This is a genomic window from Parasutterella secunda (assembly GCF_016901835.1).
In the GTDB taxonomy this organism is placed as follows: Bacteria; Pseudomonadota; Gammaproteobacteria; order Burkholderiales; family Burkholderiaceae_F; genus Aphodousia; species Aphodousia faecavium.
Map to the genome: position 1 here is coordinate 54,296 of NZ_JACJKX010000011.1, position 22,786 is coordinate 77,081.

22 protein-coding genes are annotated in these 22,786 nt (G+C 49.4%); 8 read left to right on the top strand and 14 right to left on the bottom strand.

Annotation, left to right across the window (positions count from 1 at the left end):
• Positions 1-7: 7 nt before the first annotated feature.
• The 4 genes from H5985_RS06670 to orn all read right to left on the bottom strand — a co-directional run bounded on the left by H5985_RS06670 (position 8) and on the right by orn (position 4,440).
• The gene (locus H5985_RS06670) at positions 8-994 is read right to left on the bottom strand and encodes an HlyD family secretion protein (RefSeq protein WP_205050531.1); all 987 of its coding nucleotides are present in this window, start codon (positions 992-994) and stop codon (positions 8-10) included.
• A 118-nt stretch (positions 995-1,112) separates the two neighbouring features.
• Entirely contained in the window at positions 1,113-3,272 is a 2,160-nt protein-coding gene (pnp, locus tag H5985_RS06675) for a polyribonucleotide nucleotidyltransferase (protein ID WP_205050532.1), read from the bottom strand.
• Between the two features lie 186 nt (positions 3,273-3,458).
• Positions 3,459-3,728, bottom strand: a complete 270-nt coding sequence (gene rpsO, locus H5985_RS06680; protein WP_205050533.1) for a 30S ribosomal protein S15 — start codon at positions 3,726-3,728, stop codon at positions 3,459-3,461.
• A gap of 142 nt (positions 3,729-3,870) precedes the next feature.
• On the bottom strand, positions 3,871-4,440 hold the full coding sequence (gene orn / locus H5985_RS06685; RefSeq protein ID WP_205050534.1) for an oligoribonuclease: 570 nt from the start codon (positions 4,438-4,440) through the stop codon (positions 3,871-3,873).
• Positions 4,441-4,501: 61 nt separating this feature from the next.
• Between orn and H5985_RS06690 the strand changes: the two genes are divergently transcribed.
• Entirely contained in the window at positions 4,502-6,646 is a 2,145-nt protein-coding gene (locus H5985_RS06690) for a M48 family metalloprotease (protein WP_205050535.1), read from the top strand.
• Positions 6,618-7,559 (top strand): ribosome small subunit-dependent GTPase A, encoded by a 942-nt coding sequence (gene rsgA / locus H5985_RS06695; protein WP_205050536.1) that lies wholly within the window; start codon positions 6,618-6,620, stop codon positions 7,557-7,559. Before H5985_RS06690 ends, rsgA begins: the two co-directional genes overlap by 29 nt.
• A gap of 130 nt (positions 7,560-7,689) precedes the next feature.
• Here the strand turns inward: rsgA and rplS are convergent, their stop codons facing one another.
• Positions 7,690-8,052: a 50S ribosomal protein L19 gene (rplS, locus tag H5985_RS06700; RefSeq protein WP_205050537.1), complete on the bottom strand. Its 363-nt coding sequence runs from the start codon at positions 8,050-8,052 to the stop codon at positions 7,690-7,692.
• 283 nt (positions 8,053-8,335) lie between these two features.
• Between rplS and H5985_RS06705 the strand changes: the two genes are divergently transcribed.
• Positions 8,336-8,611 carry a hypothetical protein gene (locus tag H5985_RS06705; protein WP_205050538.1) on the top strand — a complete coding sequence of 92 codons (276 nt, stop codon included), beginning with the start codon at positions 8,336-8,338 and terminating at the stop codon, positions 8,609-8,611.
• On the opposite strand, the gene trmD is transcribed toward H5985_RS06705, so the two are convergent.
• The 9 genes from trmD to H5985_RS06750 form a co-directional block, all read right to left on the bottom strand.
• On the bottom strand, positions 8,612-9,355 hold the full coding sequence (trmD, locus tag H5985_RS06710) for a tRNA (guanosine(37)-N1)-methyltransferase TrmD (protein ID WP_205050539.1): 744 nt from the start codon (positions 9,353-9,355) through the stop codon (positions 8,612-8,614).
• Between the two features lie 12 nt (positions 9,356-9,367).
• Positions 9,368-9,559: a Fe-S cluster assembly protein IscX gene (gene iscX / locus H5985_RS06715; protein ID WP_205050540.1), complete on the bottom strand. Its 192-nt coding sequence runs from the start codon at positions 9,557-9,559 to the stop codon at positions 9,368-9,370.
• A gap of 2 nt (positions 9,560-9,561) precedes the next feature.
• Complete coding sequence (fdx, locus tag H5985_RS06720; RefSeq protein ID WP_205050541.1) at positions 9,562-9,897, bottom strand: ISC system 2Fe-2S type ferredoxin; 336 nt, start codon at positions 9,895-9,897, stop codon at positions 9,562-9,564.
• A 4-nt stretch (positions 9,898-9,901) separates the two neighbouring features.
• Complete coding sequence (gene hscA, locus H5985_RS06725; protein WP_205050542.1) at positions 9,902-11,773, bottom strand: Fe-S protein assembly chaperone HscA; 1,872 nt, start codon at positions 11,771-11,773, stop codon at positions 9,902-9,904.
• Positions 11,774-11,781: 8 nt separating this feature from the next.
• The gene (gene hscB / locus H5985_RS06730) at positions 11,782-12,279 is read right to left on the bottom strand and encodes a Fe-S protein assembly co-chaperone HscB (protein WP_205050543.1); all 498 of its coding nucleotides are present in this window, start codon (positions 12,277-12,279) and stop codon (positions 11,782-11,784) included.
• A gap of 13 nt (positions 12,280-12,292) precedes the next feature.
• A complete protein-coding gene (iscA, locus tag H5985_RS06735) occupies positions 12,293-12,616 on the bottom strand; it encodes an iron-sulfur cluster assembly protein IscA (RefSeq protein WP_205050544.1) in 324 nt (107 codons plus the stop codon).
• Between the two features lies 1 nt (position 12,617).
• Positions 12,618-13,001 carry a Fe-S cluster assembly scaffold IscU gene (iscU, locus tag H5985_RS06740; protein ID WP_205050545.1) on the bottom strand — a complete coding sequence of 128 codons (384 nt, stop codon included), beginning with the start codon at positions 12,999-13,001 and terminating at the stop codon, positions 12,618-12,620.
• Between the two features lie 27 nt (positions 13,002-13,028).
• The gene (locus H5985_RS06745; protein WP_205050546.1) at positions 13,029-14,237 is read right to left on the bottom strand and encodes an IscS subfamily cysteine desulfurase; all 1,209 of its coding nucleotides are present in this window, start codon (positions 14,235-14,237) and stop codon (positions 13,029-13,031) included.
• Between the two features lie 280 nt (positions 14,238-14,517).
• On the bottom strand, positions 14,518-15,009 hold the full coding sequence (locus H5985_RS06750) for a low molecular weight protein-tyrosine-phosphatase (RefSeq protein WP_205050547.1): 492 nt from the start codon (positions 15,007-15,009) through the stop codon (positions 14,518-14,520).
• A gap of 121 nt (positions 15,010-15,130) precedes the next feature.
• On the opposite strand from H5985_RS06750, the gene H5985_RS06755 reads away from it, so the two are divergent.
• The 5 genes from H5985_RS06755 to H5985_RS06775 all read left to right on the top strand — a co-directional run bounded on the left by H5985_RS06755 (position 15,131) and on the right by H5985_RS06775 (position 22,409).
• Positions 15,131-15,820: an alpha/beta hydrolase gene (locus tag H5985_RS06755; RefSeq protein ID WP_205050548.1), complete on the top strand. Its 690-nt coding sequence runs from the start codon at positions 15,131-15,133 to the stop codon at positions 15,818-15,820.
• Positions 15,821-16,028: 208 nt separating this feature from the next.
• Positions 16,029-17,291 carry an MFS transporter gene (locus H5985_RS06760; RefSeq protein WP_205050549.1) on the top strand — a complete coding sequence of 421 codons (1,263 nt, stop codon included), beginning with the start codon at positions 16,029-16,031 and terminating at the stop codon, positions 17,289-17,291.
• 283 nt (positions 17,292-17,574) lie between these two features.
• Positions 17,575-19,806: an inorganic phosphate transporter gene (locus H5985_RS06765; RefSeq protein ID WP_205050550.1), complete on the top strand. Its 2,232-nt coding sequence runs from the start codon at positions 17,575-17,577 to the stop codon at positions 19,804-19,806.
• A gap of 227 nt (positions 19,807-20,033) precedes the next feature.
• Positions 20,034-21,863, top strand: a complete 1,830-nt coding sequence (locus tag H5985_RS06770; protein WP_239481683.1) for a carbon starvation CstA family protein — start codon at positions 20,034-20,036, stop codon at positions 21,861-21,863.
• Between the two features lie 204 nt (positions 21,864-22,067).
• Positions 22,068-22,409, top strand: a complete 342-nt coding sequence (locus H5985_RS06775; RefSeq protein WP_205050551.1) for a hypothetical protein — start codon at positions 22,068-22,070, stop codon at positions 22,407-22,409.
• Positions 22,410-22,786 lie beyond the last annotated feature (377 nt).

Consider the following 22,786-nt stretch of genomic DNA (forward strand, 5'->3'; position numbering starts at 1 on the left):
ATCTCCGCTACTTTGAAAGCAGTCGTGCACTCACGGGCATTCCTAACCGGAGTAACCCCTCGGGATCATTGACCGTCAGTCGTACCTCATAGACCAAGTTGGTGCGAAGCGACTCCGTCTGCACGGTCTTGGGTGTAAATTCCGCCACGGTTGAAATGAAACCGACACTCGCCTCAAACACCTTGTCCGGGAAACTATCGACCGTCAGCTCGACATTTTGACCCATGCTGATTTTGCCCAGATTGATTTCATCGATATACACCCTTGCCCAAAGAGGATTCATCAACGCCACTTCGTAAACCGGCGTGTTGGCCCCGACCATATCGCCGGGCTCTTTGAGCCGTGCACGAATCACGCCGTCCGAGGGTGCATAAAGAGAGCAATTACGAAGAGCCCGCTCGGCGTCAGCTAGCCTTGTCTGAGACTGCACCCAAGCGGCTCGCGCCACATCAATTTCTTCCGCACGGGTACCTGCTAAAAGCATTTCCAGTGTGCGTTTAGCTTCTTCCTTGGCCGCACGGTCGGCTCTTGCCGCGTAGCAGGCTTGGTCACGCACCAAGGCGCTCGATGCTTTGCCCATGTCCTGGTAACGCTTACAGGTGCGTTCAGACAAAACCAAATTAGCCTCAGCGGCTTTGAGTCTCGCCCGAGCCACATCAATTTCTTCTGCACGAGTGCCGGCGAGCAGCAGATCAAGCTCGGCCTTTGCCACATTCACTTGTGCCGCAGCTTGATCGCGGGCGATGCGATGGCGTGACTCATCCAGTTTGGCAATCAAATCCCCTGCTTTGATTTGAGCACCCTCTTCAAAAAGCATAGACTCAAGTCGTGCACTTTCCTCAAAAGCGAGGTCCACCGTGCGCATATCAATACTGCCGTAAAGCTTCAGATCGGCATGATTTAACCGATAGTGTCCGTAGCCCCAATAGCCCGCAGCAGCTACAACTGCAAGGGCAGCTAGTGCAAAAAGGTTTTTCTTAGAAACACGCGGCATAAATAGTTTGAAGACTTATTGGAATTAAAATTCAAATTTCAATTTTAATTATAAGCTTAAAAAATCCCCGCCATACATTTCTGTAAGACGGGGACGTTCGGTCTAATGTGTCAGACGATTATTGAGCGTCTTGGGAGGTCACTTCAGAGGGCGTTTCTTCAGGCTTTTTTTCTTCTTCTAAAAGAGCCTTCATAGACAAGCGCACACGACCCTTTTCGTCGGCCTCAATCACCTTCACGCGCACCACCTGACCTTCCTTGAGGTAGTCAGAGACGGCGTTGACACGTTGGTTGGCGATTTGGCTGATGTGAAGCAAACCGTCTTTGCCCGGCAACAATTGAACAATGGCACCGAAATCGAGCAAGCGCGTCACCGTGCCTTCATAGATTTGGCCCTTTTCAATTTCAGCCGTGATCTCAAGAATCTTCTTCTGAGCGGCAAGACCGGCTTCGGGCTGCACGGAAGCAATCGTCACAGAGCCGTCGTCTTCGATGTTGATCGTTGCACCGGTTTCTTCGGTGATGGCACGAATCACAGCGCCGCCCTTACCGATCACGTCACGGATTTTTTCCGGATTGATCTTCATCGTGATCATGCGCGGAGCAAAGCGGGACAATTCCTTGGCGCCGCCCGCAGCCTGAGTGCGCATTTCATTGAGAATGTGCTGACGACCTTCGTGAGCCTGAGCCAAAGCCACCTGCATGATTTCCTTATTGATACCTTCAATCTTGATATCCATCTGCAGGGCGGTCACGCCGTTTTCAGTACCGGCCACCTTAAAGTCCATGTCACCCAAGTGGTCTTCGTCACCGAGAATATCGGTCAACACAGCAAACTTATTGCCTTCCTTGATAAGACCCATGGCAACGCCTGCCACATAGTCCTTCAAGGGCACACCGGCATCCATGAGCGAGAGGCAACCGCCGCAAACACTCGCCATCGAAGAAGAACCGTTGGATTCACAAATTTCAGAAACCACACGAATCGTGTATTGGAAATCTTCTTCAGAGGGAAGCACAGCGCTCAAAGCACGCTTAGCCAGGCGACCGTGACCGATTTCACGACGCTTGGGGCTGCCCACACGACCGGTTTCACCCGTGGCAAACGGAGGCATGTTGTAGTGCAGCATAAAGCGTTCATGCGTTTCACCCAACAGACCGTCAACAATTTGTTCATCCTGCTTCGTACCCAAAGTCGTGATGACCAAAGCTTGGGTTTCTCCGCGGGTAAAGAGAGCGGAACCGTGGGTACGGGGCAAAACACCCTGACGGATTTCAATCGGACGAACGGTCTTGGTGTCACGACCGTCAATACGCGGTTCGCCGTTCAAAATCTTGGAGCGGACAAGCTTGGCTTCCATTTCAAAGAGGATGCCTGCCACTTCATTGGGATCGACGGCATTGTCGCCGGAGAAGTTTTCGTCAGCGGCCAAAGCTTCATCGACCATAGCGTAGATTTCGCGAAGTTTTTCCGTACGGGCTTGCTTACTGCGAATAGAGTAAGCAACCTTCAATTCTTCGCCGGCCAATTGTTCAATACGGGCGATCAAAGCTTCGTTCTTCGGAGCAGGCTGCCAATCCCAGGCGGGTTTGCCGGCTTCTTCAACCAATTCATTGATGGCGTTGATAGCCACTTGTTGCTGTTCATGACCGAACATCACGGCGTTGAGCATGACGTCTTCGGGCAGGCAATCGGCTTCGGATTCAACCATGAGCACGGCGCGTTCCGTACCGCTCACCACCAAATCCAAGCGGCTGTCCTTCATTTGGGACAACTTCGGGTTACAAACAAATTGGCCGTCGATGTAGCCCACGCGGCAAGCACCGATCGGGCCGTTAAACGGAATGCCGGAGATCGACAAAGCAGCCGAGGCACCCAACATGGAGGGAATGTCCGGATCCACTTCCGGATCCACGGACAACACGTGAATAATCACTTGAACTTCGTTAAAGAAGCCTTCCGGGAACAACGGACGAATCGGACGGTCGATCAAGCGGCTCGTCAACGTTTCCTTTTCGCTCGGACGGCCTTCACGCTTGAAAAAGCCTCCGGGGATCTTACCGGCGGCATAAGTCTTTTCGATATAGTCAACGGTGAGCGGGAAGAAGTCCTGACCGGGCTTGGTTTCTTTTTTCGCGACCACGGTAGCCAAAACCACCGTATCATCCATTTGGCAAATCACAGCGCCGGAGGCCTGACGGGCAATTTCACCGGTGGTGAAGGTCACGTCGTGATCACCGAAGCGGAAAGACTTGCTTACTTTATTAAACATTGTCATTTCGTTTCATCCTTAATTAAAGGGGAAAAGACGTGTTTCCGATACGCTGCGGTGTGAATATTCCGCCACCGAACACTCACATCGCAACGCACAAACCGAAAACAAAACCTCGTCTCTTCCCTAACACTAAAACACTTACCAAAAGCGACCTGTCTGGCAGGTCGCTTTTGAGAAAGTCTTTTCGAATTACTTACGCAAGTTCAATGCAGCGATCAACTTACGGTAAGCGTCCAAATCGGTGCGCTTGAGGTAGTCCAACATCTTGCGGCGACGGGACACCATCTTCAACAAACCGCGACGGGAGTGATGATCCTTGGCGTGTTCCTTGAAGTGCGGGGTCAATTCGTTAATACGAGCCGTCAACAAAGCGACTTGCACTTCGGGAGAACCCGTATCACCTTCCTTGCGTTGGAACTTAGCAACGATTTCAGACTTTTTGATATCTTGAACAGACATTTTCTAACCTTTAAAAAAATTAAACATGCGAACGTGGAAGTTAGGCCACGTCGTGGAAAGATCGCCATTGTACCCGAAAATAAAAAGATTTTCGAGCACTTCGGCATTCATTTGTCAGCTTTTTTGCAAACACTTCAAACTGTTAACAAGTCATCAGATGCTTGCGATAGTGCTTGAGTTCATCAATGCTTTCCAAAATATCGGAAAGCGCCTCGTGCCGTGTACTCTTTCTGAAGCTGTTGGGCACAGAGGGCGCCCAACGACGGGCCAGCTCTTTGAGCGTGGAGACGTCAATATTTCTGTAGTGGAAATAGCTCTCCAGGCGGGGCATCCAACGGGCCATGAAGCGCCTGTCCTGTCCGATGGAATTGCCGCACATCGGGCTTTTGCCTGCCGGCACAAAGCGGGCGAACTCTTCTAACAGAATATCGCAGGCTTTCTCCTCATCGATTTCGGAAGCCAGCACTCGAGCGATCAATCCTGAGCGGGAATGCGTCTGGGTATTCCAAGCATCCATTGAACTCATAATGCGGGGCGATTGCCGAATGGCAAGCACCGGACACTCATGAATCACATTCAATTGCGCATCGGTGATCACGGCCGCCACTTCAATGACCCGATTGACTTCGGGCTGCAGCCCCGTCATCTCCATGTCCACCCAAATCAGATTGTCAGCGCTAAAGCGCGGATCTTTTTGCTGTTCACTCGCCATTTTGTACCTTATTTCCTCTAAAATTAGCGGTTTGGAAACGATATTGTCGCATACTTCACCCATGACTTTTACTTTTGCTCAAGTCTTCTTGGCTGCGTTGTGCTTTTATTTTTTGGTGCACAGCGTGACCTGTTTGGCCGAGATCATACACCTCAAGCGTACGATCAATGAGGTGCCGGAGCCTTTGCAGCAAAAAATCCCGCTTGCTCAGCATCAGAAAGCCGCCCACTATGACATCTCCCGCACGAAGCTTAACTGGCTGGAAGTAACCGTCACGACGCTGCTTATCGTCTATTTAACCGCCGGCAACGGTATCAACTCCATCTCCGATTGGCTGATGAATGCCGTAGGCGACCAATTCGCTTTTCACTGGATGTTGCCTGCCAGTGTCGGTTTCATTTTTGTATTAATTGACCTGCCTTTTTGCTGGTATAAAGAATTTCGTCTGCGTGAAGCGTTCGGCTATACACACCAAAGTCGTCCCCACTGGTTCAAAAATTATTTGCTGACGACCGTGTTAGGTTGGCTGACTGTTTTACCCATTCTTTGGATTGCCCTTTTCGTATGGCGCAACAGCGGCCCTTACTGGTGGGTTTTCGGTTGGGCTATTTTCGCCCTTTATCTTGTTTTTTCACTTAACCTTGCCCGCCGTCTGGTCTATTTCTTCTATCCCAATCGAGGCGAGACGGCTGAAAATGAGAATCTGAAAAAAGCCATTGACGCCTTAGGCAAAAAAGCCGGACTCAGTGTCGGAGAAATCCGAATCACAAAAGCGTGCGACAAAGAAGAGTTGCCGCCGGCATTCGCTTTCGGTCATAGACAGAATGTCAAACTCTTTTTCCGGCGCGATATTTATGAACGTCTGAGCTTGGATGATCTCAAAGCCGTTGCCGCTCATGCCTTAGCCAGAAACTTAAGCCACATGTATTTCCAAGCATGGTTCATGTGTGCAGCCGCCGCATTTTTCGTTTTTGCTTTCCTGGCCTGGTTTGCTCCCCAATCCTGGTTTTTGGACGAAATCGGGTTCCGCGTTTATGGACCGGGCCCCTACTACGGTTCCGTTCTCACTTTTGCATTAGTGGCTTTGCCTGTACTGCTCTTTCCCTTCAGGTTGCCGATGGACGCTTTCTTAAGGCACCTTATTTTTGCGTCGGACACATTTGCCATGAAGCATACGGGGCTGAAAGTTACCGTTGACTCTTTGATTGAACTTTTCCCCTCCCCGATGCGCCACTCAAGTGTAACGCTGGGCTTTTTTGATTTACTTTTCTCACATGAACCGAGCCTGATGTCACGTATTCATTATGTTCAGAACAAATATGAAGCGTTGCAACAGGCCGAAGAGGAAAAAACGCTTCGTAACGACTCGCTGACCGTTCTGCATCAATTGGAAAACGTCTCCGCGGCTTTGGTATCCAAACAGGAGCAAAAGGTTAAAGAAGCAGAAGCAAGGGATGCCCGTCTTCTCCGCTTAAATCACCAGTTTGAAAAGATTTTGGTCGATCGTGCCCAATATGATCCGAGTAATCGGGCGGATCACTCTCTTGCTCAATATAAAGACCCGCACTATGAGCAAGCGATGAAAGACTTGTCTGTCGACAATCGTCATCATCCGATGTACGGTAAAAGCCTGGCTCAGGCGGTCAGTGCGCTTTTCTTCCGCTTAAAGCAATGCATCAAACGCATGACCCCTGCGGCGAAACTCAAGACAAAGGACTCGGAGCCGCACCATGAGGAAAAAGTGCAGCAATCGGTCCCTGTCGAAGTGCCGCCTGTTGAAAAGTACGCTGTCCAAAGCGTCGATCCGATCGTTGATCTGACTGAAGCATCCGATAAGACGGCCTCCTGCCCGCAAACACAGGACTTACCTATAAAGCCCGAAGAGACCGAGCAAGACTCTACAGATAGCGACACCTCTGTCCACGGCTTTGACATTCTGGATGTAAAAGAAGCGTCCTCTGAGGTCGTACAAGAGCCTGAGACAACTACAAGCGATGAAACTGCGGAAAGTGAGCAAACCGACACGATCAATGCTGAGGAGAAAAACACTTCTTCGACTGCATTGCAGGAAAAGGCTGAAAACCTTACCGATAACACTGACAACGAGCCTGTTTCCGGTAAAAACGCCCGTCGACTCAAGGCAGTGAAAACCATCGCTCAACGTCAACGTGAACTTTATGCCAAAACGCATCCCGACGTCCGCTAAATCTCACCTCAGTCGTGAGACATTTGTTGCACAGGTAGTGTCCTGTCACGGACGGCACCACTTTGTGCGTGATGAAAGCGGCAAACTCTATGAGGCCCACCGCCGAGGTAAAAAAGGCGATGTGGTGGTCGGCGATACTGTTGTTTGTTCGGCAGCTGTTGACAATACGGTTGCCATTGAATCGATTAAAGAACGAACCAGCCTGCTTTTCAGACAGGACGAATGGCGCACGAAAACCTTGGCAGCCAACATTGACACCTTGGTCATTGTTTACGCCTCCCGTCCGCGTTTTAATCCCTGGTTTGTCTGGAAGGCGCTCCTTGCGGCGCACGCCGCCCGCGTTCATCCCGTGATCATTCGCAACAAAACGGATCTGGCAGAAGGCGCCGAAGAGGCAGCCCGTTTCCTCAACTCTTTAAAGCTTTTAGGGTATGAAACGCACGAGATATGCGCCCAAACCATCACAGCCGAAGCGCTTGGCGAGCTGGATGCGATTGTCAACAACCATCGCTCCCTTCTTGTCGGACAATCCGGCATGGGTAAGTCCACAATTTTGAATCTGTTGGTTCAAAACGCCAACGCGAAGACTCAGGAATACTCTCAAGCCCTTAACCTCGGGCGCCAAACCACCACCGTCACTACCCTCTACGATTTAGATCGCAGCTATGGCTTTGTCATTGATTCACCGGGCTTTCAGGAATTCGGTCTTGCGCACCTTGAACTCAATGAAGTGATTGCCGCCATGCCTGACATTGCTCAATACGTCGGCGGCTGCCGCTTTGCCAACTGCAAACACCTCAAAGAACCGGCCTGCAGCGTTAAAAGAGCTCTGCAAGACGGATTGATTGCACAGGATCGTTACGACTTTTATTGTGCGATTGCTCAAACGCTGGAAAACAAATCCACTTATTGAATCTGAATAAGAAAAGAGGCACCGTTGAAAGTGCCTCGGGGTGGTTTCGATCTTTTTCAAGAACAACTCAAAGATTGTTTTTCGAAAAAGCCGCAACCTGAAAAACGGTATTGTCGAAAAATACCACGAATTACTTCGTGAGCTTTTCCTTAATACGAGCAGCCTTACCGGCGCGATCACGCAAGTAGTAGAGCTTGGCACGGCGAACATCACCGCGACGCTTCACTTCAATGCTGGCGATCGTCGGAGCATAGAGTTGGAACGTACGTTCAACACCTTCACCGCTCGAGATCTTACGAACGATAAAGGAAGAGTTCAAACCGCGATTGCGGCGAGCGATCACAACACCTTCGTAGGCCTGGACGCGCTTGCGGGAACCTTCAACAACGTTCACGTTCACGACAACCGTGTCACCGGCAGCAAATTCAGGATAGGTCTTGCCAGCGGTCACGCGGGCGATTTCTTCTTGTTCCAACGTTTGGATAAGATTCATTTTTTTCTCCAAAACCATCTTCATGTGGTCTGCGATCAGGTCTCAGTGCCTGCGCATCGTCACCACCGATAGGATGGGTTTTAATTAAACGAAAGGCTTTCCGTCATCACTGAACGGAAAGACCGCTATTGTATAGCAATTAAAACGAAATTGCACTGCAACTGTCAGAAATTCCAGCCTTTTTTCTCTCACCGTTACGAACGTGCACACTTTTTCCATTGACCGTTTCCGAACAAAATAATAAGCTGATATTGTCCCCTGACCATCTTAAGGAGGCAACGTCATGATGCATCACCTTTTTGGCCCGCATGTTTTCGGTCCTCCGCTCTTGCATGGTATCTCTAATCTTGTTTTGCTCATTTTGCTCGCAGCAGCTGTTTGGTACTTTGTCGGCAGAGTCAGAAAACCGGCTCAAGGTCCTGCAGATGGCAGCACGGAAAATCTCAAAGCACCGCAGGACAAAAAAAGCGCTCAACTCGAATCCGAAATTGAGCGCCTGCAGCGAGAAAATGAGCTGCTCAGAGAGCTCTTGCAAAAAGAACTCAAACGCAACCAATGATCAGACCGGATAACCGTGTTTTTTAAGCCATAATCGATCTGTTTCGGAGAGCTTTCCGCTAGCTTTGGCTTTTTCAATGAGGTCGGCTCGAGTGCGTAGCGTCAATTCAAGAGCCTGCTCACGAGTCCACTTGGCAATATTGGCATGGTGGCCGCTCAGCAGCACCTCTGGCACTGCTTGCCCCTCCCAGACTTCCGGGCGAGTGTAGTGCGGAGCGTCCAACAATCCCGTAGAAAACGATTCGTCCAGGGTGGAAAGCTCTTTGATCGCACCGGGCAACTGCCGCACCACGGCATCGATTAATACCATCGCAGCGAGTTCGCCGCCTGAGAGCACAAAATCACCGATGCTCACCGTCTCATCGACATAGTTATCCAAGAATCGTTGGTCGATCCCCTCGTATCGTCCGCAGATCAACACCATGTCCCGATCTTCGGCCACCCATCGTCTGACGGTTTCATCAGTCAGGCGGGTACCGTTCGGAGCAAAACTCACGACTCGACCAACGTTACCTGATCGGCGAATCCGCCTGACGGTTCTCGCTAAGGGGTCGGCCATCATGACCATGCCCGGACCGCCGCCGAAGGGTCTGTCATCAACCGTGCGATGATTGTCCTCTGTTTCCTCTCGAGGATTCCACGTATACAGCGACCAAAGTCCTCGCTGCATGGCGCGAGACGTGATACCGTTTTCGGTCACCGCTGCAAACATCGGCTCAAAAAGCGTGATGACATCAAAGCGCATGCCCACGACTCCTTAGAGCTCATCAAGCCAAGCTTGAAGAATCGCTTCCAATATCGCCTCTGTGCTTTTTTCCGGATCGTCATCGAAGTCTTCCAACTCAAGCACCATGGCGTGCAGTTCAGTAAAACGCAACTTCAAAGGGTTGATATCCGGGTGAGCATCATAGAGCGCTTCGGCAATGGCCTGCGTATCGGTCCAACGCATAATCAATGTTCCTTGGCGTGGTTACGGCTGTATTTGGGAATTTCGACAACCAGATCCTCATCACCGACCACGGTCTGACAGGACAGGCGCGAATTGGCACTGACTCCCCAGGCCTGATCGAGCATATCGAGCTCCTCGTCCTCGGGTTCATTTAAAGAATCAAACCCTTCGCGAATAATGACGTGGCAAGTCGAGCAGGCACCGGAAAATTCACAGGCGTGTTCAATACCGATTCCGTTAGCCAAAAGCGCACGGGCCAGTTTCACTCCGCTTCTGACTTCAAACGTTTTCCCTTCGGGACAAATCGTCGCATGGGGCAAAACCGTAATCTTGGGCATAGTTTTATTTTCCTTCAATGTCTTCAACGCTTTTACCGGAAAGTGCCTGAGCAATGGCTCGATCCATTCGACGTTCGGCAAAGCTTTCCGTGGCCTGAGTCAGTTCTTTTTCAAGAGACTTTATCGCCTCGAGTTCATGACTTTCAACCGCAGCCAACAGACGCGAGATCAAATCCCGGATATTGTTTTGTTCCTGATCAGTTAAAAGATCGGCGTCAGTAGCTAAGGCGCCCACCGTGGATTCAATCAAACGACGCGACTCCACTTCCTCTTCGCGAAGCGCGCGTTCATGCATATCCTGTTGGGCGTTACCCGTGCCTTCTTTGAGCATTCGCATGATTTCTTCATCGGTGAGGCCATATGACGGTTTAACCGTCACGTGTGCTTCCACCCCCGTCTGGGTTTCCCGAGCAGAAACTGACAGCAAGCCGTCGGCGTCCACGCTGAACGTCACGCGAATACGAGCTGCCCCCGCAACCAGCGCGGGCAACCCTCTCAATTCAAAACGGGCTAAGCTTCGGCATGCATCCACGATTTCCCGTTCACCCTGAACGACATGAATGGCCATTGCGGTCTGACCGTCTTTAAACGTCGTGAAGTCCTGCGCCATCGCTACCGGAATCGGCGTATTTCTGGGAATGATTTTCTCAACAAGCCCACCCATGGTTTCAAGTCCCAGGGAAAGCGGCGTCACATCCAAGAGCAACCAATCGTCTCCGGCACTGTTGCCTGCCAGTAAATTAGCCTGCTTGGCTGCACCGACTGCAACCACTTCATCCGGATTGATATTGTCAAGCGGATCAAAACCCAGGTAACTCTTGACGGCCTCACGGATAACAGGCATGCGGGTGGATCCGCCCACCAAAACAAGACCCTGAATATCCTGACGATCCAACTTGGCATCACGCATGACAAAGTCAAGCGTATCGATCGTTTTTTGAACCAAGCGGGACGTGAGCTCTTTAAACTTCGCACGTGTTAACGTAAGCGTAATCGTTTGACCGGAGCTCAGCGTCACATTCATCGCTGCCTCTTCGGCCGTACTCAACGCCTCCTTAACGGCACGTGCTGCCACCATGAGACGACTTTTATCGTCAGGGGCAAGAATTTCGGAAAGATTGGCTTCACTGACTGCCCAACAAAAGATTCGGTGATCAAAATCATCGCCTCCGAGTGCGGAATCACCACCGGTGGCAAGTACTTCAAAAACACCCTTGGTCAGTCTTAACACAGACACATCAAACGTGCCGCCGCCCAAATCATAGATAACGTAAAGCCCTTCGGCACCCTCGTCCAATCCATAGGCTAAAGCCGCTGCCGTGGGTTCATTTAAAAGACGTAAAACATTCAATCCGGCCAAGCGGGCTGCGTCCTTGGTGGCCTGCCGTTGTGCGTCATCAAAATAAGCCGGCACCGTGATGACGGCTCCCACTAATTCTCCACCCAACGATTCCTCTGCGCGAGCTTTCAATTCTTTGAGTATTTCCGAGGAAATTTCCACCGGGCTTTTGTCGCCTGCAACCGTCTTGACTCGAAGCATGCCCTCGTTTTCTGCAAAAACATAAGGCAGGCTTGCATTTAACTTCAATTCAGCACTTGAGCGTCCCATGAAACGCTTGACGCTCACAATGGTATTTTGTGCGTCTTCGCTCACCGCGCGACGGGCTTCATAACCCACCGCAGTGGATCCATCGGGTAAAAAACGCACCACCGAGGGTAAAAGTTTGCGACCTTCATGATCGGCAAGGACAACGGTTTCACTATTTTTGACCGTTGCCACCAACGAATTGGTTGTTCCCAAATCAATTCCGACCGCCAAACGGTGTTGATGCGGATCGGCCGACATCCCCGGTTCGGCAATTTGCAATAAGGCCATGGAAAATCCTAGTGTTGTATCTGAGCAAGAAGCTTGGTGTTAAACATCAGCTCACGTGTGGCTTCAAAAGCCGCCAAGTCATCGTGCTGATCATCAAAAGCTGAACGAATCGTTTCAATCAGGCGCCCCTGAGCGTTTCGCACCTCACGCAAAAGAGCCAAACGCATGCTCTCGTCCTGGCTTTGTTCGCAGGCTTCGAGTGCTTCGCGGCATTGCATCTGACGCATCAGAAATGACTCCGACATGGGGCGATGCTCATTGACGTCGTATCCCCTGAGTTTGCACAGGTACTGCGCCCGCAAAAGATCATCGGACAAAGTCCGGTAGGCTTCATTAATCTGGACACTTAACTGTTGAGCCAGGCGCTTTTCAAGTGCACTGCAATTGACAAAACGATCCGGATGCAGACGGGAGAGCAGTGCGTTTTTTGCACTTTCCAGAGACGACGAATCAACCGCATAGGTCTGCGGTTGATTCAACAGGGCAAAATAATCTTTTTGACTCATGTGGTTTAACCGATCACACCGAGAAAGACTCACCGCAACCGCAGTGACTCTTCTCATTGGGATTATGGAACTTGAAGCCTTCGTTGAGTCCCTCGCGGGTGTAGTCCAGTTCCGTCCCGTCAATATAGGGCAAACTCTTGGCATCTACAACCACCTTCACCCCGAAGGATTCCCACACTTGATCATCGTCTTCGATGACATCGGCAAACTCAAGCTTATAAGCCATGCCGGAGCAACCTGAAGTCTTCACACCCAAACGCAATCCGATTCCCTTACCACGTTTGGTTAAATAGGCATTGACGTGACGGGCAGCGTTTTCTGTCAAGGTTACGGCCATCTTATTTTCCTTGTTTCTGACGATAATCGGCAATTGCCGCTTTAATAGCATCTTCAGCCAAAATCGAGCAGTGAATTTTGACCGGAGGTAAAGCCAACTCTTCGGCAATCTGTTCATTGGACAACTTCATGGCTTCATCGAGCGACTTACCCTTAACCCACTCGGTGACGAGCGAGCTCGAAGCAATGGCCGAGCCGCAACCGTAGGTTTTAAATTTAGCGTCCTCAATGATGCCTTCGGGATTGACCTTAATTTGCAGACGCATCACATCGCCGCAGGCAGGAGCCCCCACCATACCGGTGCCGACGTCTTTTTCATCTTTGTCGAGCGTGCCCACATTTCTGGGATGCTCGTAGTGATCCATCAACTTCTCACTGTATTGCATTGCTTTGTATTCCTTTTCGTTACCGAATCAGTGCTCAGACCACTTCACCTGATTGAGATCCACACCCTGTTGGTGCATTTCCCAAAGCGGCGACATTTCGCGAAGCTTGGCCACTTTTTCCTTTAATTGAGCCACCACATAATCGATTTCTTCTTCGGTGGTAAAGCGGCCCAAGGTGAAACGGATGGAGCTGTGAGCCAACTCATCGTCCCGACCCAAAGCGCGCAACACAAAAGAAGGCTCAAGGCTTGCCGAGGTACAGGCCGAACCTGAAGAAACAGCGATATCCTTCAGAGCGAGCATCAGGCTTTCACCTTCAATGAAGGCAAAACTCACATTGAGGTTCGTTGCCACACGATGCTCCCAGTCACCGTTTAAATACACGTCAGGAATTTCCTGAATACCGGCCCAGAGCTTATCGCGCAACTTCTTAAAGCGGGCGTTTTCTTCATCCATTTCAAGACGAGCCAAGCGATACGCTTCACCCATACCTACGATTTGGTGCGTCGCCAACGTTCCGGAGCGCATACCGCGTTCGTGACCGCCTCCGTGGATTTGCGGTTCAAGACGCACACGGGGCTTGCGGCGCACGTAAAGGGCACCGATTCCTTTAGGACCGTAGACCTTGTGACCCGACATACTCATCAGATCAATCGGATCCTTGGTCATATCAAAGTGGAGCTTGCCGATTGCCTGGGTCGCATCAACGTGAAAGAAAATACCCCGTTCGCGGCACATCTGACCGATTGCATTAATGTCAAGAATGACACCGATTTCATTGTTGACCGCCATGACAGATACCAAAATGGTATCGTCACGCATAGCCGCTTTCAGCGCTTCCAAATCCAAAAGACCGTTGGGCAACACATCCATGTAGGTCACGTCGTAACCTTCAGATTCCAGGTGACGCATGCTGTCCAAAACGGCTTTGTGTTCGGTCTTCACCGTAATGAGATGTTTGCCGCGATCTTTATAAAAGTGAGCAATCCCCTTAATGGCTAGATTGTCAGACTCGGTTGCACCTGACGTCCAGACAATTTCGCGAGGATCGGCGTTGATCATTTGAGCGACCTGAGAACGAGCCTCTTCGACGGCCTCTCGGGCTTCCTGACCGTAACTGTGGGAAGAACTGGCCGGATTGCCGAAATGCTCATAAAGCCAGGGAACCATTTTGTCAACAACTCTCGGATCAACCGGAGTGGTGGCACCGTAATCCAAATACACAGGTTTTTTCAATTTGAGCTCCTAAACGATTCAACGCTCTGAGATTCATTTTGAGGGGATAATTATTGTCAACTCCCTCTTTTTAAGACTAGGGATTAACCCTGCCTTTTCAAACGAAAGTAGATATTACTGACTTCATTTTTCAAACGCAAGAAGTTCAATCAAAAAAAGACTGACCCGCCGATCAAAAATATCTTTTATCTATTTGTTTATACTAAATAAAATCTCCACGTAATCAAAATTTCAGCCTTTAAAAAACTCTATATTCACTATAGACAAAAACCTATATTTCTTACAGGGTTTTACTCTGAAGTCCATTCTGATTAATTAGAAAAGTCAGCAATCCGTGGCACGCGTCCTCACAATAGAGGAGCACCTTATTGAATCCGTCTTTGTTCCCATAGTACGGATCGGGCACAACCGAGACGTCATAGCTTGTACTGTAACGCATCAGCAGTCGGGCTTTGTTTTCAAATCCTGACGGCGCCATGCGAGACAATTCATGCATATTGTTCCAGTCCATGGCTAAGATCCAATCGTAGTGTCTGAAATCGTCAACCGTTATTTGTCTGGCACGGTGTCCGGATAAATCATAGCCTCGTTGAGTCGCACAACTGACCGCTCGTCGATCTGCTCCCTCTCCGATGTGAAAACTCTCCGTTCCGGCAGAATCGATTTCAAAATCGTCCTGCAGTCCCGCTTTGGCAACCAACTTCCTGAAAATCGCCTCGGCTGTCGGTGATCGACAAATGTTGCCGGCACAAACAAAAAGTACTTTGATCATGGTTTCTTATCCTTACTGCTTACTTCAATTGTTAAATGTACTCTTAACTGTCCGAGTCTTAATGAACTTTTCGTTAAATTAACCTAAAATAGCACCCGTCATTAAATATTAGATCTACAGCATGGATACGATTATTCAAGAACCGCTCAGTGACAGTCGTGCGCCGATTACATTGATCTGGCTTCACGGTCTGGGAGTGGACGGCTCTGATTTCGAGTCTTTTCAGAAAGAATTGTCTCAATTCGGCTCTCTAGACAATGTCCGCATGGTTTTGCCCACCGCTCCGGTTCGTGACATCACAGCCTACAAGCTGACCATGAACGGTTGGTATGACTTGTACAGCGAATCGTTGGACGAGCAGGAAAAAGAAGATATCGACGGCATGAATCAGTCGGCCGAATTTATCAACGCCTTAATTGAAGAGCAACGCCAAAAATACCCCGAAAGCCCCATCTGGCTCGGAGGCTTCTCTCAAGGTGCGGCCATGGCTTTGATTGTCGGAATGTCACAAATTCCGCCGATTGCCGGCATCATTGCTTTATCAGGCTACGTACCCAATCACCCTCGATTTGAAGAACTCAGTGATGTGGCCAAACAGACTCCGATCTATATGGCTCACGGTACGCTCGACCCGGTGATTTCCATTGCACAGGCCAGAAGAAGTCTGGAAACCCTCAATAAGGCAGGCGCCACCGTGGAATTTTTCGACTACCCGATGATGCACGAGATCTGCCCCGATGAAGTAGCCGATATTGCTGAATTTATCAACGCTCACAGCGAACCAACAACGGCGAACACTTCAGAAGAGTAGTCTTTCAGCAATTTGTTTAACCGTTTCAAGGCCTTGAAAAATCAATCTTTCAAGGCCCTAATTTTTTCAATATATCGGATTCTTCCTTAAGGGAAAATCCTCTCCCTAAATCTCCGTTTCAATTGATTCAACATCAAACTAAACAATTTTTTTGAGCATAAGATGAAGAATGTGATTTTGTCTGAATAGTATTTCGATTGGATTGCAAATGCCCTACTGGAAAGCCCTGGTCTGGTTTTTGACCATTACTTCAGTGTTCATGTCGGCAAGCTACACCATGCTCGTTCCTTTCCTGCCGATGTACCTCATTGATGAACTGGGTGTAGCGCAAAGTGATGTCAATATCTGGTCAGGGTTGATTTTCTCCATCTCTTTTTTGATCAGTGCCATCATGGCTCCGATCTGGGGTGCCTTATCTGATAAAAAGAGCCACAAAGCCATGGCCGTGCGTGCGGCCGTTTGTCTGGCTATCTCCTATGTGTGGGGCGGTTTTGTACAAACCCCGTGGGAACTTTTTGCCATGCGCAGCTTCCAGGGGTTTTCGGCAGGCTTGTGGCCGGCCTGTTTGGCCATCATGACTTCCACGGCGCCACGCGAGAAAATGGGCTGGTGCCTGGGCCTGATGCAAGGCGGCTCGACTGCGGGCGGTGTGTTCGGCCCCTTAATCGGCGGCGTTTTAGCTGAAGTCTTCGGCATGAGAGCCTCTTTTTACTTTGCCGGTGCTGCGCTCGGCCTGATCGCCTTAGGTCTTATATTCTTCATCAAGGGTGGAGAACAAAAGAAAATCGCTCCAGCTGCCTCGGATAAGAAAAAGGACAAAGGCGGCTCCTTTAAGCTGCTTAAAGTACCCGTTATTCAACGTATGCTTTTTGCCGCAGCGGTCGTTCAGTTAGCCGTCATGCTCGTACAGCCCGTTTTGCCCTTATACATTGCCGAGTTGCAAGGCTCGATGGACAACATCGTGATGGTCTCCGGCATTGTCTTCTCAGTGGTCGGTATTTCCGGCGTTTTCGCTGCTCCCATGTGGGGTCGCATCGGCACCAATATCGGTTACCGCTGGGCCTTGTATGTTGCCCTTTTGGGCGGCGGGATCTTCGGTGTCGTCCAGGCTATACCCGGTGATATCACGCCTTTTGTGATCTGGCGTTTTGTCGGCGGCATCTTCTTTGCCGGCATTTTCCCTGCTATCAATGCGCTGTTTGCTGAAAACACCCTCCCGAACGAGCGCGGACGCATCTACGGATTGAGCTACGCTGCGCAACAGATCGGCTCCGTGATGGGACCGATATTGGGCGGTTTGATGGCCACATTCTGGAGTAATTCCATTGTGGTAATGGCGCACGGCTTTGTGATGATATTGCTTGTCATTCTGCTTTATCTGAAGCGCCCGAAAAATCAGGATCCAGGCAGCGGTGAAACGATCATTGAAGTTGAAGCCGGTCAACCTGAACAAAAGTCACCGACGGCTTAACGGCAAATCAATTAATTTGTTGCCTTCTTAAGGTCGGACATTGGCCGCAAAGGCTCTGATTCGTTATCTGAGAATCGGAGCCTTTTTGTTGAAATCTTCTCGTTCGGATCTGTCCTTATATTGCAATCATTCAAGCCTTTTGCAATCAGCTTTTGACGTGTCATCAAATCTTCAAGATTCTGAGACATTCACAACATAATTTTGTCATTTTATAAGTCCATACTTTTGACAACTTCTCCCACGAGAAGCCGATTTCTCTTGTTCAATACTTTCTTCTCTTATCATGGAATATTATTTTCTCGCATTGCTAGGCTTTCTCGGCCTGGTGGCGATCTTTGATATTTTCGTCGGTGTCAGCAACGATGCCGTGAATTTTTTAAATTCCGCCCTGGGATGTCGAATTGCTTCTTTTAAAACCATTATGTTGGTGGCGAGCATCGGCGTAATGCTCGGAGCGACCTTTTCATCCGGCATGATGGAAATTGCTCGTTCGGGTGTATTTAATCCGCAAATGTTTACCTTCTCGGAAATTATTGTGATTTTCTTTGCCGTGATGGTAACCGATATTATTTTGCTCGACCTGTTTAATTCTCTGGGCCTGCCGACTTCAACAACGGTTTCCATCGTTTTTGAATTGTTAGGCAGTGCATTGGCCGCAGCCGCCTATACCTTAATGATGGACGGTGCATCGCTTGCCAATGTCATCGATTACATCAACAGTTCAAAGTCCCTGACCATTGTCTCGGGTATTTTGATTTCCGTTGCCGTGGCATTTGTAACCGGTGCAGTGGTTCAATACATCACCCGACTGATATTCACATTTAATTTCGAAAAAATGTACCGCCGAGTGGGCGGCATTTTTGCAGGCATCGCCTTAACTGCTATCTTCTATTTCCTGGTAATGAAAGGCGCCAAAGGTGCCAGTTTCATGCAACCGGAATGGATCCGGTTCATGGACGTGAATACCTGGCCGATTGTGGGGACTTTATTTGTCGTGTTATCGATTGTCTTTCACGTCCTCATTATTGCCTGCAATATCAACATCTTTAAAATCGTCATTTTGGCAGGCACCTTCTCTTTGGCTTTTGCCTTTGCCGGCAACGACCTCGTTAACTTCGTCGGTGTACCGTTAGCTGCATGGGACTCTTACCAGGAATGGCAAGCGTCAGGTGTGGCCGCTGAGGCATTTACGATGGAGGGGTTGCTTAAACCGACCGTTGCCGCGACCGGATTCCTGCTGTTTTCCGGTTTTGTGATGGTTTTAACATTGTGGTTCTCGAAAAAAGCCCAAATTGTCATTCAAACGTCCATTAACCTGTCTTCGAGTAACTCAGGTGAACAGGAACAGTTCGGCAGTTCCTTACCCGGACGAATGATTGTTCGAGCCAGCATGGGTTTAGGTAAGGTTATTCATCAGATCATTCCGATGTCGGTTCAAAAAGGCATTGATCGTCGATTCGAGCCTAAGAAACTCGAGCGCGGTGAAACACCTTTACCTTTTGACTATGTCCGCGCTTCCATTAACTTGGTCGTCAGTGCTGCATTGATCGCCTCCGCAACGAGCCTTCAATTACCGCTTTCAACCACTTACGTGACCTTTATGGTTGCTATGGGTTCTTCTTTTGCCGACGGTGCGTGGGACCGTGAAACAGCCGTCTACCGTATATCGGGCGTACTGACTGTGATCAGCGGTTGGTTCCTCACCGCTTTGAGTGCCTCCACCATGGCTGCAATCGTCTGCGCCTTCACCTTGTGGGGCGGAGAAATCGCAGCTTTGATTTTGGCTGTCGGTTCAACATTTCTGCTCATCCGTTCTAACCTTCGCGCCAAACTTGACACAGTCAATATGCGTGCGGATCTTGATACCCGGTACGACGCCAAAAAAGTTCGGGAATTGGTCGATACCAAAACGGATTCTATTTTTGCACAGACGTTATCGGTTTATCGTCGTTTGGTCACTGAGTTCTTAAACGACAATGAGTCGGCCCTTCACCACGTCAAGAGCGACAGCTCCGATCTGTTTGACAAAGTCAGCGCAGACCGGGGACTCTACTACCGAATGGCCAATTCAAGTTTTACACCCAGTAAAAAAGACTTCGATGCCCGTTATTGCTACTATCGCATCTTTACGAATATTCGCGAAGTGGGTCGTTCATTACAAGCCCTGAGCAAGCAGGCCACCGATCATATCGCTAACCGCCACCGTATTTTCCAAGGAGAATTAAAAAATGACTTACTGAGTCTGGTGAGTTATCTCGAAAAAATCACAACGGATTCGGCCGGTAAACAAGATATTCAAACGGTGCTCGCTCATTCCAATGAGGCTGTTGAATTGATCGATCACATGCAGGCTGAGCTGCTTCGACGCATTCCGAATGACGGCATTTCGGTGCGCGGCAGTGAACTGTATTTAAACTTTTTGGTCTTTGCCCGAGAACTGGTCAATCGCTTTGCCATTGCGGCGGTTCTCGAGCAACGTCTCGATAAAATCGTCACCGAATCCTCTAAGAGTTAATCGGTCGGCGTTTTTTTATTCTCCACGTTAACCTCAATTAACGTGGAGAGTTGTTTTTCTGATTAACACTATCGGTTTTTCACGATTTTCTTTCTAAAAGCAAAAAAACTGTTTTTTAACTTAAACCAAAATTCTCTTAATTTCTCGCTTTCCACAATATTTTTAGCTTTGTAAATTCAAACAATACTGATAGACTGATGGAAATCGCGTTTTTATCGGAGGTTCCTATGGATACCCAAACCGGCGTGAACGCTGTAACCATCGTTTTCGCCGCTCTCTGCGTCTTTGCGATAGCCTACCGTTTCTACGGTTTGTTCATCGCCCAAAAAGTTCTCAATGTCAATGAAGCCCGTCAAACTCCGGCTGTACGCTACTCTGACGGTCAAGACTACGTCCCCACCAACAAGTACGTCCTTTTCGGTCACCATTTCGCCGCTATTGCTGCGGCGGGTCCGTTGCTTGGACCGGTGCTTGCCGCACAATTCGGCTATATGCCCGGTCTTTTGTGGATTTTGATCGGTTGTGTGCTTGCCGGCGGCGTGCATGACATGGTGGTGCTCTTTTGCTCGGTTCGTCACCGTGGTCGCTCCCTGGCCCACATCGCGTCGACCGAAATCGATAAAACCACGGGTCTTGTCGCGGCATGGGCTGTGCTGGCTATTTTGATCCTTACTTTGGCAGGTCTATCGATTGCCGTGGTCAATGCCATGCACAATTCGCTCTGGTCAACCTATACGGTTGCAGCCACCATCCCCATTGCCATCATCATGGGCTTGTACATGCAGGTCTGGCGTAAGGGTGATGTAAAGGGCGCCACCCTGATTGGTGTTGTGTTACTTTTCCTTTGCATCCTCTCCGGTCCTTGGGTTGCTGCTCATCCGGAATACTTCGGCTGGCTTGATATCGACAAACCGACCATGAGCCTTTTGATCCCGATCTACGGTTTCTTGGCTTCCGTGTTGCCCGTTTGGCTTTTGCTCCTGCCCCGTGACTATTTGTCCACCTTCCTGAAAATCGGTACGATCGCTGCTTTGGCTATCGGCATTTTCTTTGTCATGCCGCATTTCCAAATGCCCGCATTCACCGACTTCATCCATGGCGGTGGCCCGATCGTCGGTGGTCCGGTGATTCCGTTTATCTTCATTACGATTGCCTGCGGTGCCTTGTCCGGCTTCCATGCCACCATCGGTACCGGTACAACGCCTAAGATGCTCAGCAATGAACGTGACGTGCTTTTTGTGGGTTACGGCGCCATGTTGATGGAAGGCTTCGTGGCTGTGATGGCCTTGGTTGCTGCCTGCGTACTTGTACCGGCTGACTACTTTGCTATTAACGCTCCTGCCGATAAATTTGCTGCTCTCGGCATGGCCGTCCAAGAGTTGCCTCATTTGGAAGCTCAGGTTCAGGAAAGCCTGATGGCTCGCCCGGGCGGTTCTGTTTCGCTGGCCGTCGGTATGGCTCACATTTTCTCTCAGATTCCCTTTATGGAAAATCTGATGGCTTACTGGTACCACTTCGCCATTATGTTTGAAGCTGTCTTCATCTTAACGGCAGTGGACGCCGGTACCCGTGTGGGTCGTTTCTTCCTGCAGGAAATGATGGGCAAAGTTTGGCCGAAGTTCTCGGATAAAGAATGGTGGCCCGGCATTATCATCACCTCTGTGATCTTCACCGGTTCCTGGGGTTATTTGGTGTACTCGGGCGACATCAGTTCCATTTGGCCGCTCTTCGGTATCTGCAACCAATTGCTCGCCTCCGTCACACTACTGATCGGTACCACGGTGATTTTGCGCTTGAATAAGACCAAATATGCCCCGATTACGGGTGTTCCGGGTCTCTTCATGACAGTCATTACGATGTGGGCCGGATGCTGGCTCGTATTTAATCAATATCTGCCTGCCGGCCAATACCTCTTGGCTTCGTTGTCCGTCATCGTGATGCTGCTGATGCTCTTTGTGATCATCGGTACGCTGCGTCGTTGGTCAGTGCTTTTGAACATCAAGACAACAACGAAAGACGCCTACGGCGTTGAAGTCAAAGCTGTGGTTAACGAATAATCACATTGACCTTTGAACCTACAGCGCGTCGGGTTTAGCCTGACGCGCTTTTTTGTTAACTAAAAATTCAAACGCTAACAAAAATTCGGTTGACAAAAAAAAGTGTTTATTTGTATTCTGGAAAGAAAATCGTTTCGTGTAACGAGGACTAACAACGAAACACTACGGTTCGGGCCTTAAATTTCATCTTAAGGAGATCTGAAAATGACCTCTAGACGAGATTTGTTATTTGCGCTGTTTTTACTCGGTACTGCCGGTTATTCTCTTCCGACCTATGCTCGAGATGATGACTGGGATGACGATGATGATCGGCGCGGACGTCGAAGAAAATACGATCGTGACGATGACGACGATGACGATGATTGGGATGATGACGACGATCGGCGCGGACGTCGAAGAAAATACGACCGTGACGATGATGATGACGATGACGATGACGACGATTGGGACGATGATGACGATAGACGTGGACGACGGAGAAAATACGACCGTGACGATGATGACGATGATGATGACTGGGAGGATGACCGTCGCAGACGTCACTGACAATTTCAATCGGATGAAAATCGAAATCTAAACAAACTCAAAGCAAAAAATAACGCCAATACTGTGGGGACATTATGTTCGTATTGAAGTGTTGGCGTTTTTTCATGTAAATGATCCCGATACTGGCATGAATGACGCAGAGATGTGCATACAAGCACTCTTACTTGAATGGCAATAATCAAAGGAACCAATAATCTGAAGTTTAAGCTTGAGTAGTTTTAGTCAGAACTAAAGCTGAGAAGGAGATTGAATTCAATTTTACAACTGATAATAAAAAAGCCCCGAAGCGATAAACTTCGAGGCTTTTTGAATGGGGAGCCGGGCAATGTCCTACTTTCACTGGAAATACAACCAACTATCATCGGCGCTAAGGCGTT

What these genes read in the sequence shown, in the direction of transcription:
- H5985_RS06750 (WP_205050547.1), bottom strand. Translation starts at nt 15,009, where the DNA reads ATGATCAAAGTACTTTTTGTTTGTGCCGGCAACATTTGTCGATCACCG.
- rsgA (WP_205050536.1), top strand. Translation starts at nt 6,618, where the DNA reads ATGCCAAAACGCATCCCGACGTCCGCTAAATCTCACCTCAGTCGTGAG.
- H5985_RS06765 (WP_205050550.1), top strand. Translation starts at nt 17,575, where the DNA reads ATGGAATATTATTTTCTCGCATTGCTAGGCTTTCTCGGCCTGGTGGCG.
- rplS (WP_205050537.1), bottom strand. Translation starts at nt 8,052, where the DNA reads ATGAATCTTATCCAAACGTTGGAACAAGAAGAAATCGCCCGCGTGACC.
- orn (WP_205050534.1), bottom strand. Translation starts at nt 4,440, where the DNA reads ATGGCGAGTGAACAGCAAAAAGATCCGCGCTTTAGCGCTGACAATCTG.
- H5985_RS06705 (WP_205050538.1), top strand. Translation starts at nt 8,336, where the DNA reads ATGATGCATCACCTTTTTGGCCCGCATGTTTTCGGTCCTCCGCTCTTG.
- H5985_RS06770 (WP_239481683.1), top strand. Translation starts at nt 20,034, where the DNA reads ATGGATACCCAAACCGGCGTGAACGCTGTAACCATCGTTTTCGCCGCT.
- rpsO (WP_205050533.1), bottom strand. Translation starts at nt 3,728, where the DNA reads ATGTCTGTTCAAGATATCAAAAAGTCTGAAATCGTTGCTAAGTTCCAA.
- hscB (WP_205050543.1), bottom strand. Translation starts at nt 12,279, where the DNA reads ATGAGTCAAAAAGATTATTTTGCCCTGTTGAATCAACCGCAGACCTAT.
- H5985_RS06755 (WP_205050548.1), top strand. Translation starts at nt 15,131, where the DNA reads ATGGATACGATTATTCAAGAACCGCTCAGTGACAGTCGTGCGCCGATT.
- pnp (WP_205050532.1), bottom strand. Translation starts at nt 3,272, where the DNA reads ATGACAATGTTTAATAAAGTAAGCAAGTCTTTCCGCTTCGGTGATCAC.
- iscA (WP_205050544.1), bottom strand. Translation starts at nt 12,616, where the DNA reads ATGGCCGTAACCTTGACAGAAAACGCTGCCCGTCACGTCAATGCCTAT.
- iscU (WP_205050545.1), bottom strand. Translation starts at nt 13,001, where the DNA reads ATGCAATACAGTGAGAAGTTGATGGATCACTACGAGCATCCCAGAAAT.
- hscA (WP_205050542.1), bottom strand. Translation starts at nt 11,773, where the DNA reads ATGGCCTTATTGCAAATTGCCGAACCGGGGATGTCGGCCGATCCGCAT.
- iscX (WP_205050540.1), bottom strand. Translation starts at nt 9,559, where the DNA reads ATGCGTTGGACCGATACGCAGGCCATTGCCGAAGCGCTCTATGATGCT.
- H5985_RS06760 (WP_205050549.1), top strand. Translation starts at nt 16,029, where the DNA reads ATGCCCTACTGGAAAGCCCTGGTCTGGTTTTTGACCATTACTTCAGTG.
- H5985_RS06775 (WP_205050551.1), top strand. Translation starts at nt 22,068, where the DNA reads ATGACCTCTAGACGAGATTTGTTATTTGCGCTGTTTTTACTCGGTACT.
- trmD (WP_205050539.1), bottom strand. Translation starts at nt 9,355, where the DNA reads ATGCGCTTTGATGTCATCACGCTTTTTGAGCCGATGTTTGCAGCGGTG.
- fdx (WP_205050541.1), bottom strand. Translation starts at nt 9,897, where the DNA reads ATGCCCAAGATTACGGTTTTGCCCCATGCGACGATTTGTCCCGAAGGG.
- H5985_RS06670 (WP_205050531.1), bottom strand. Translation starts at nt 994, where the DNA reads ATGCCGCGTGTTTCTAAGAAAAACCTTTTTGCACTAGCTGCCCTTGCA.
- H5985_RS06690 (WP_205050535.1), top strand. Translation starts at nt 4,502, where the DNA reads ATGACTTTTACTTTTGCTCAAGTCTTCTTGGCTGCGTTGTGCTTTTAT.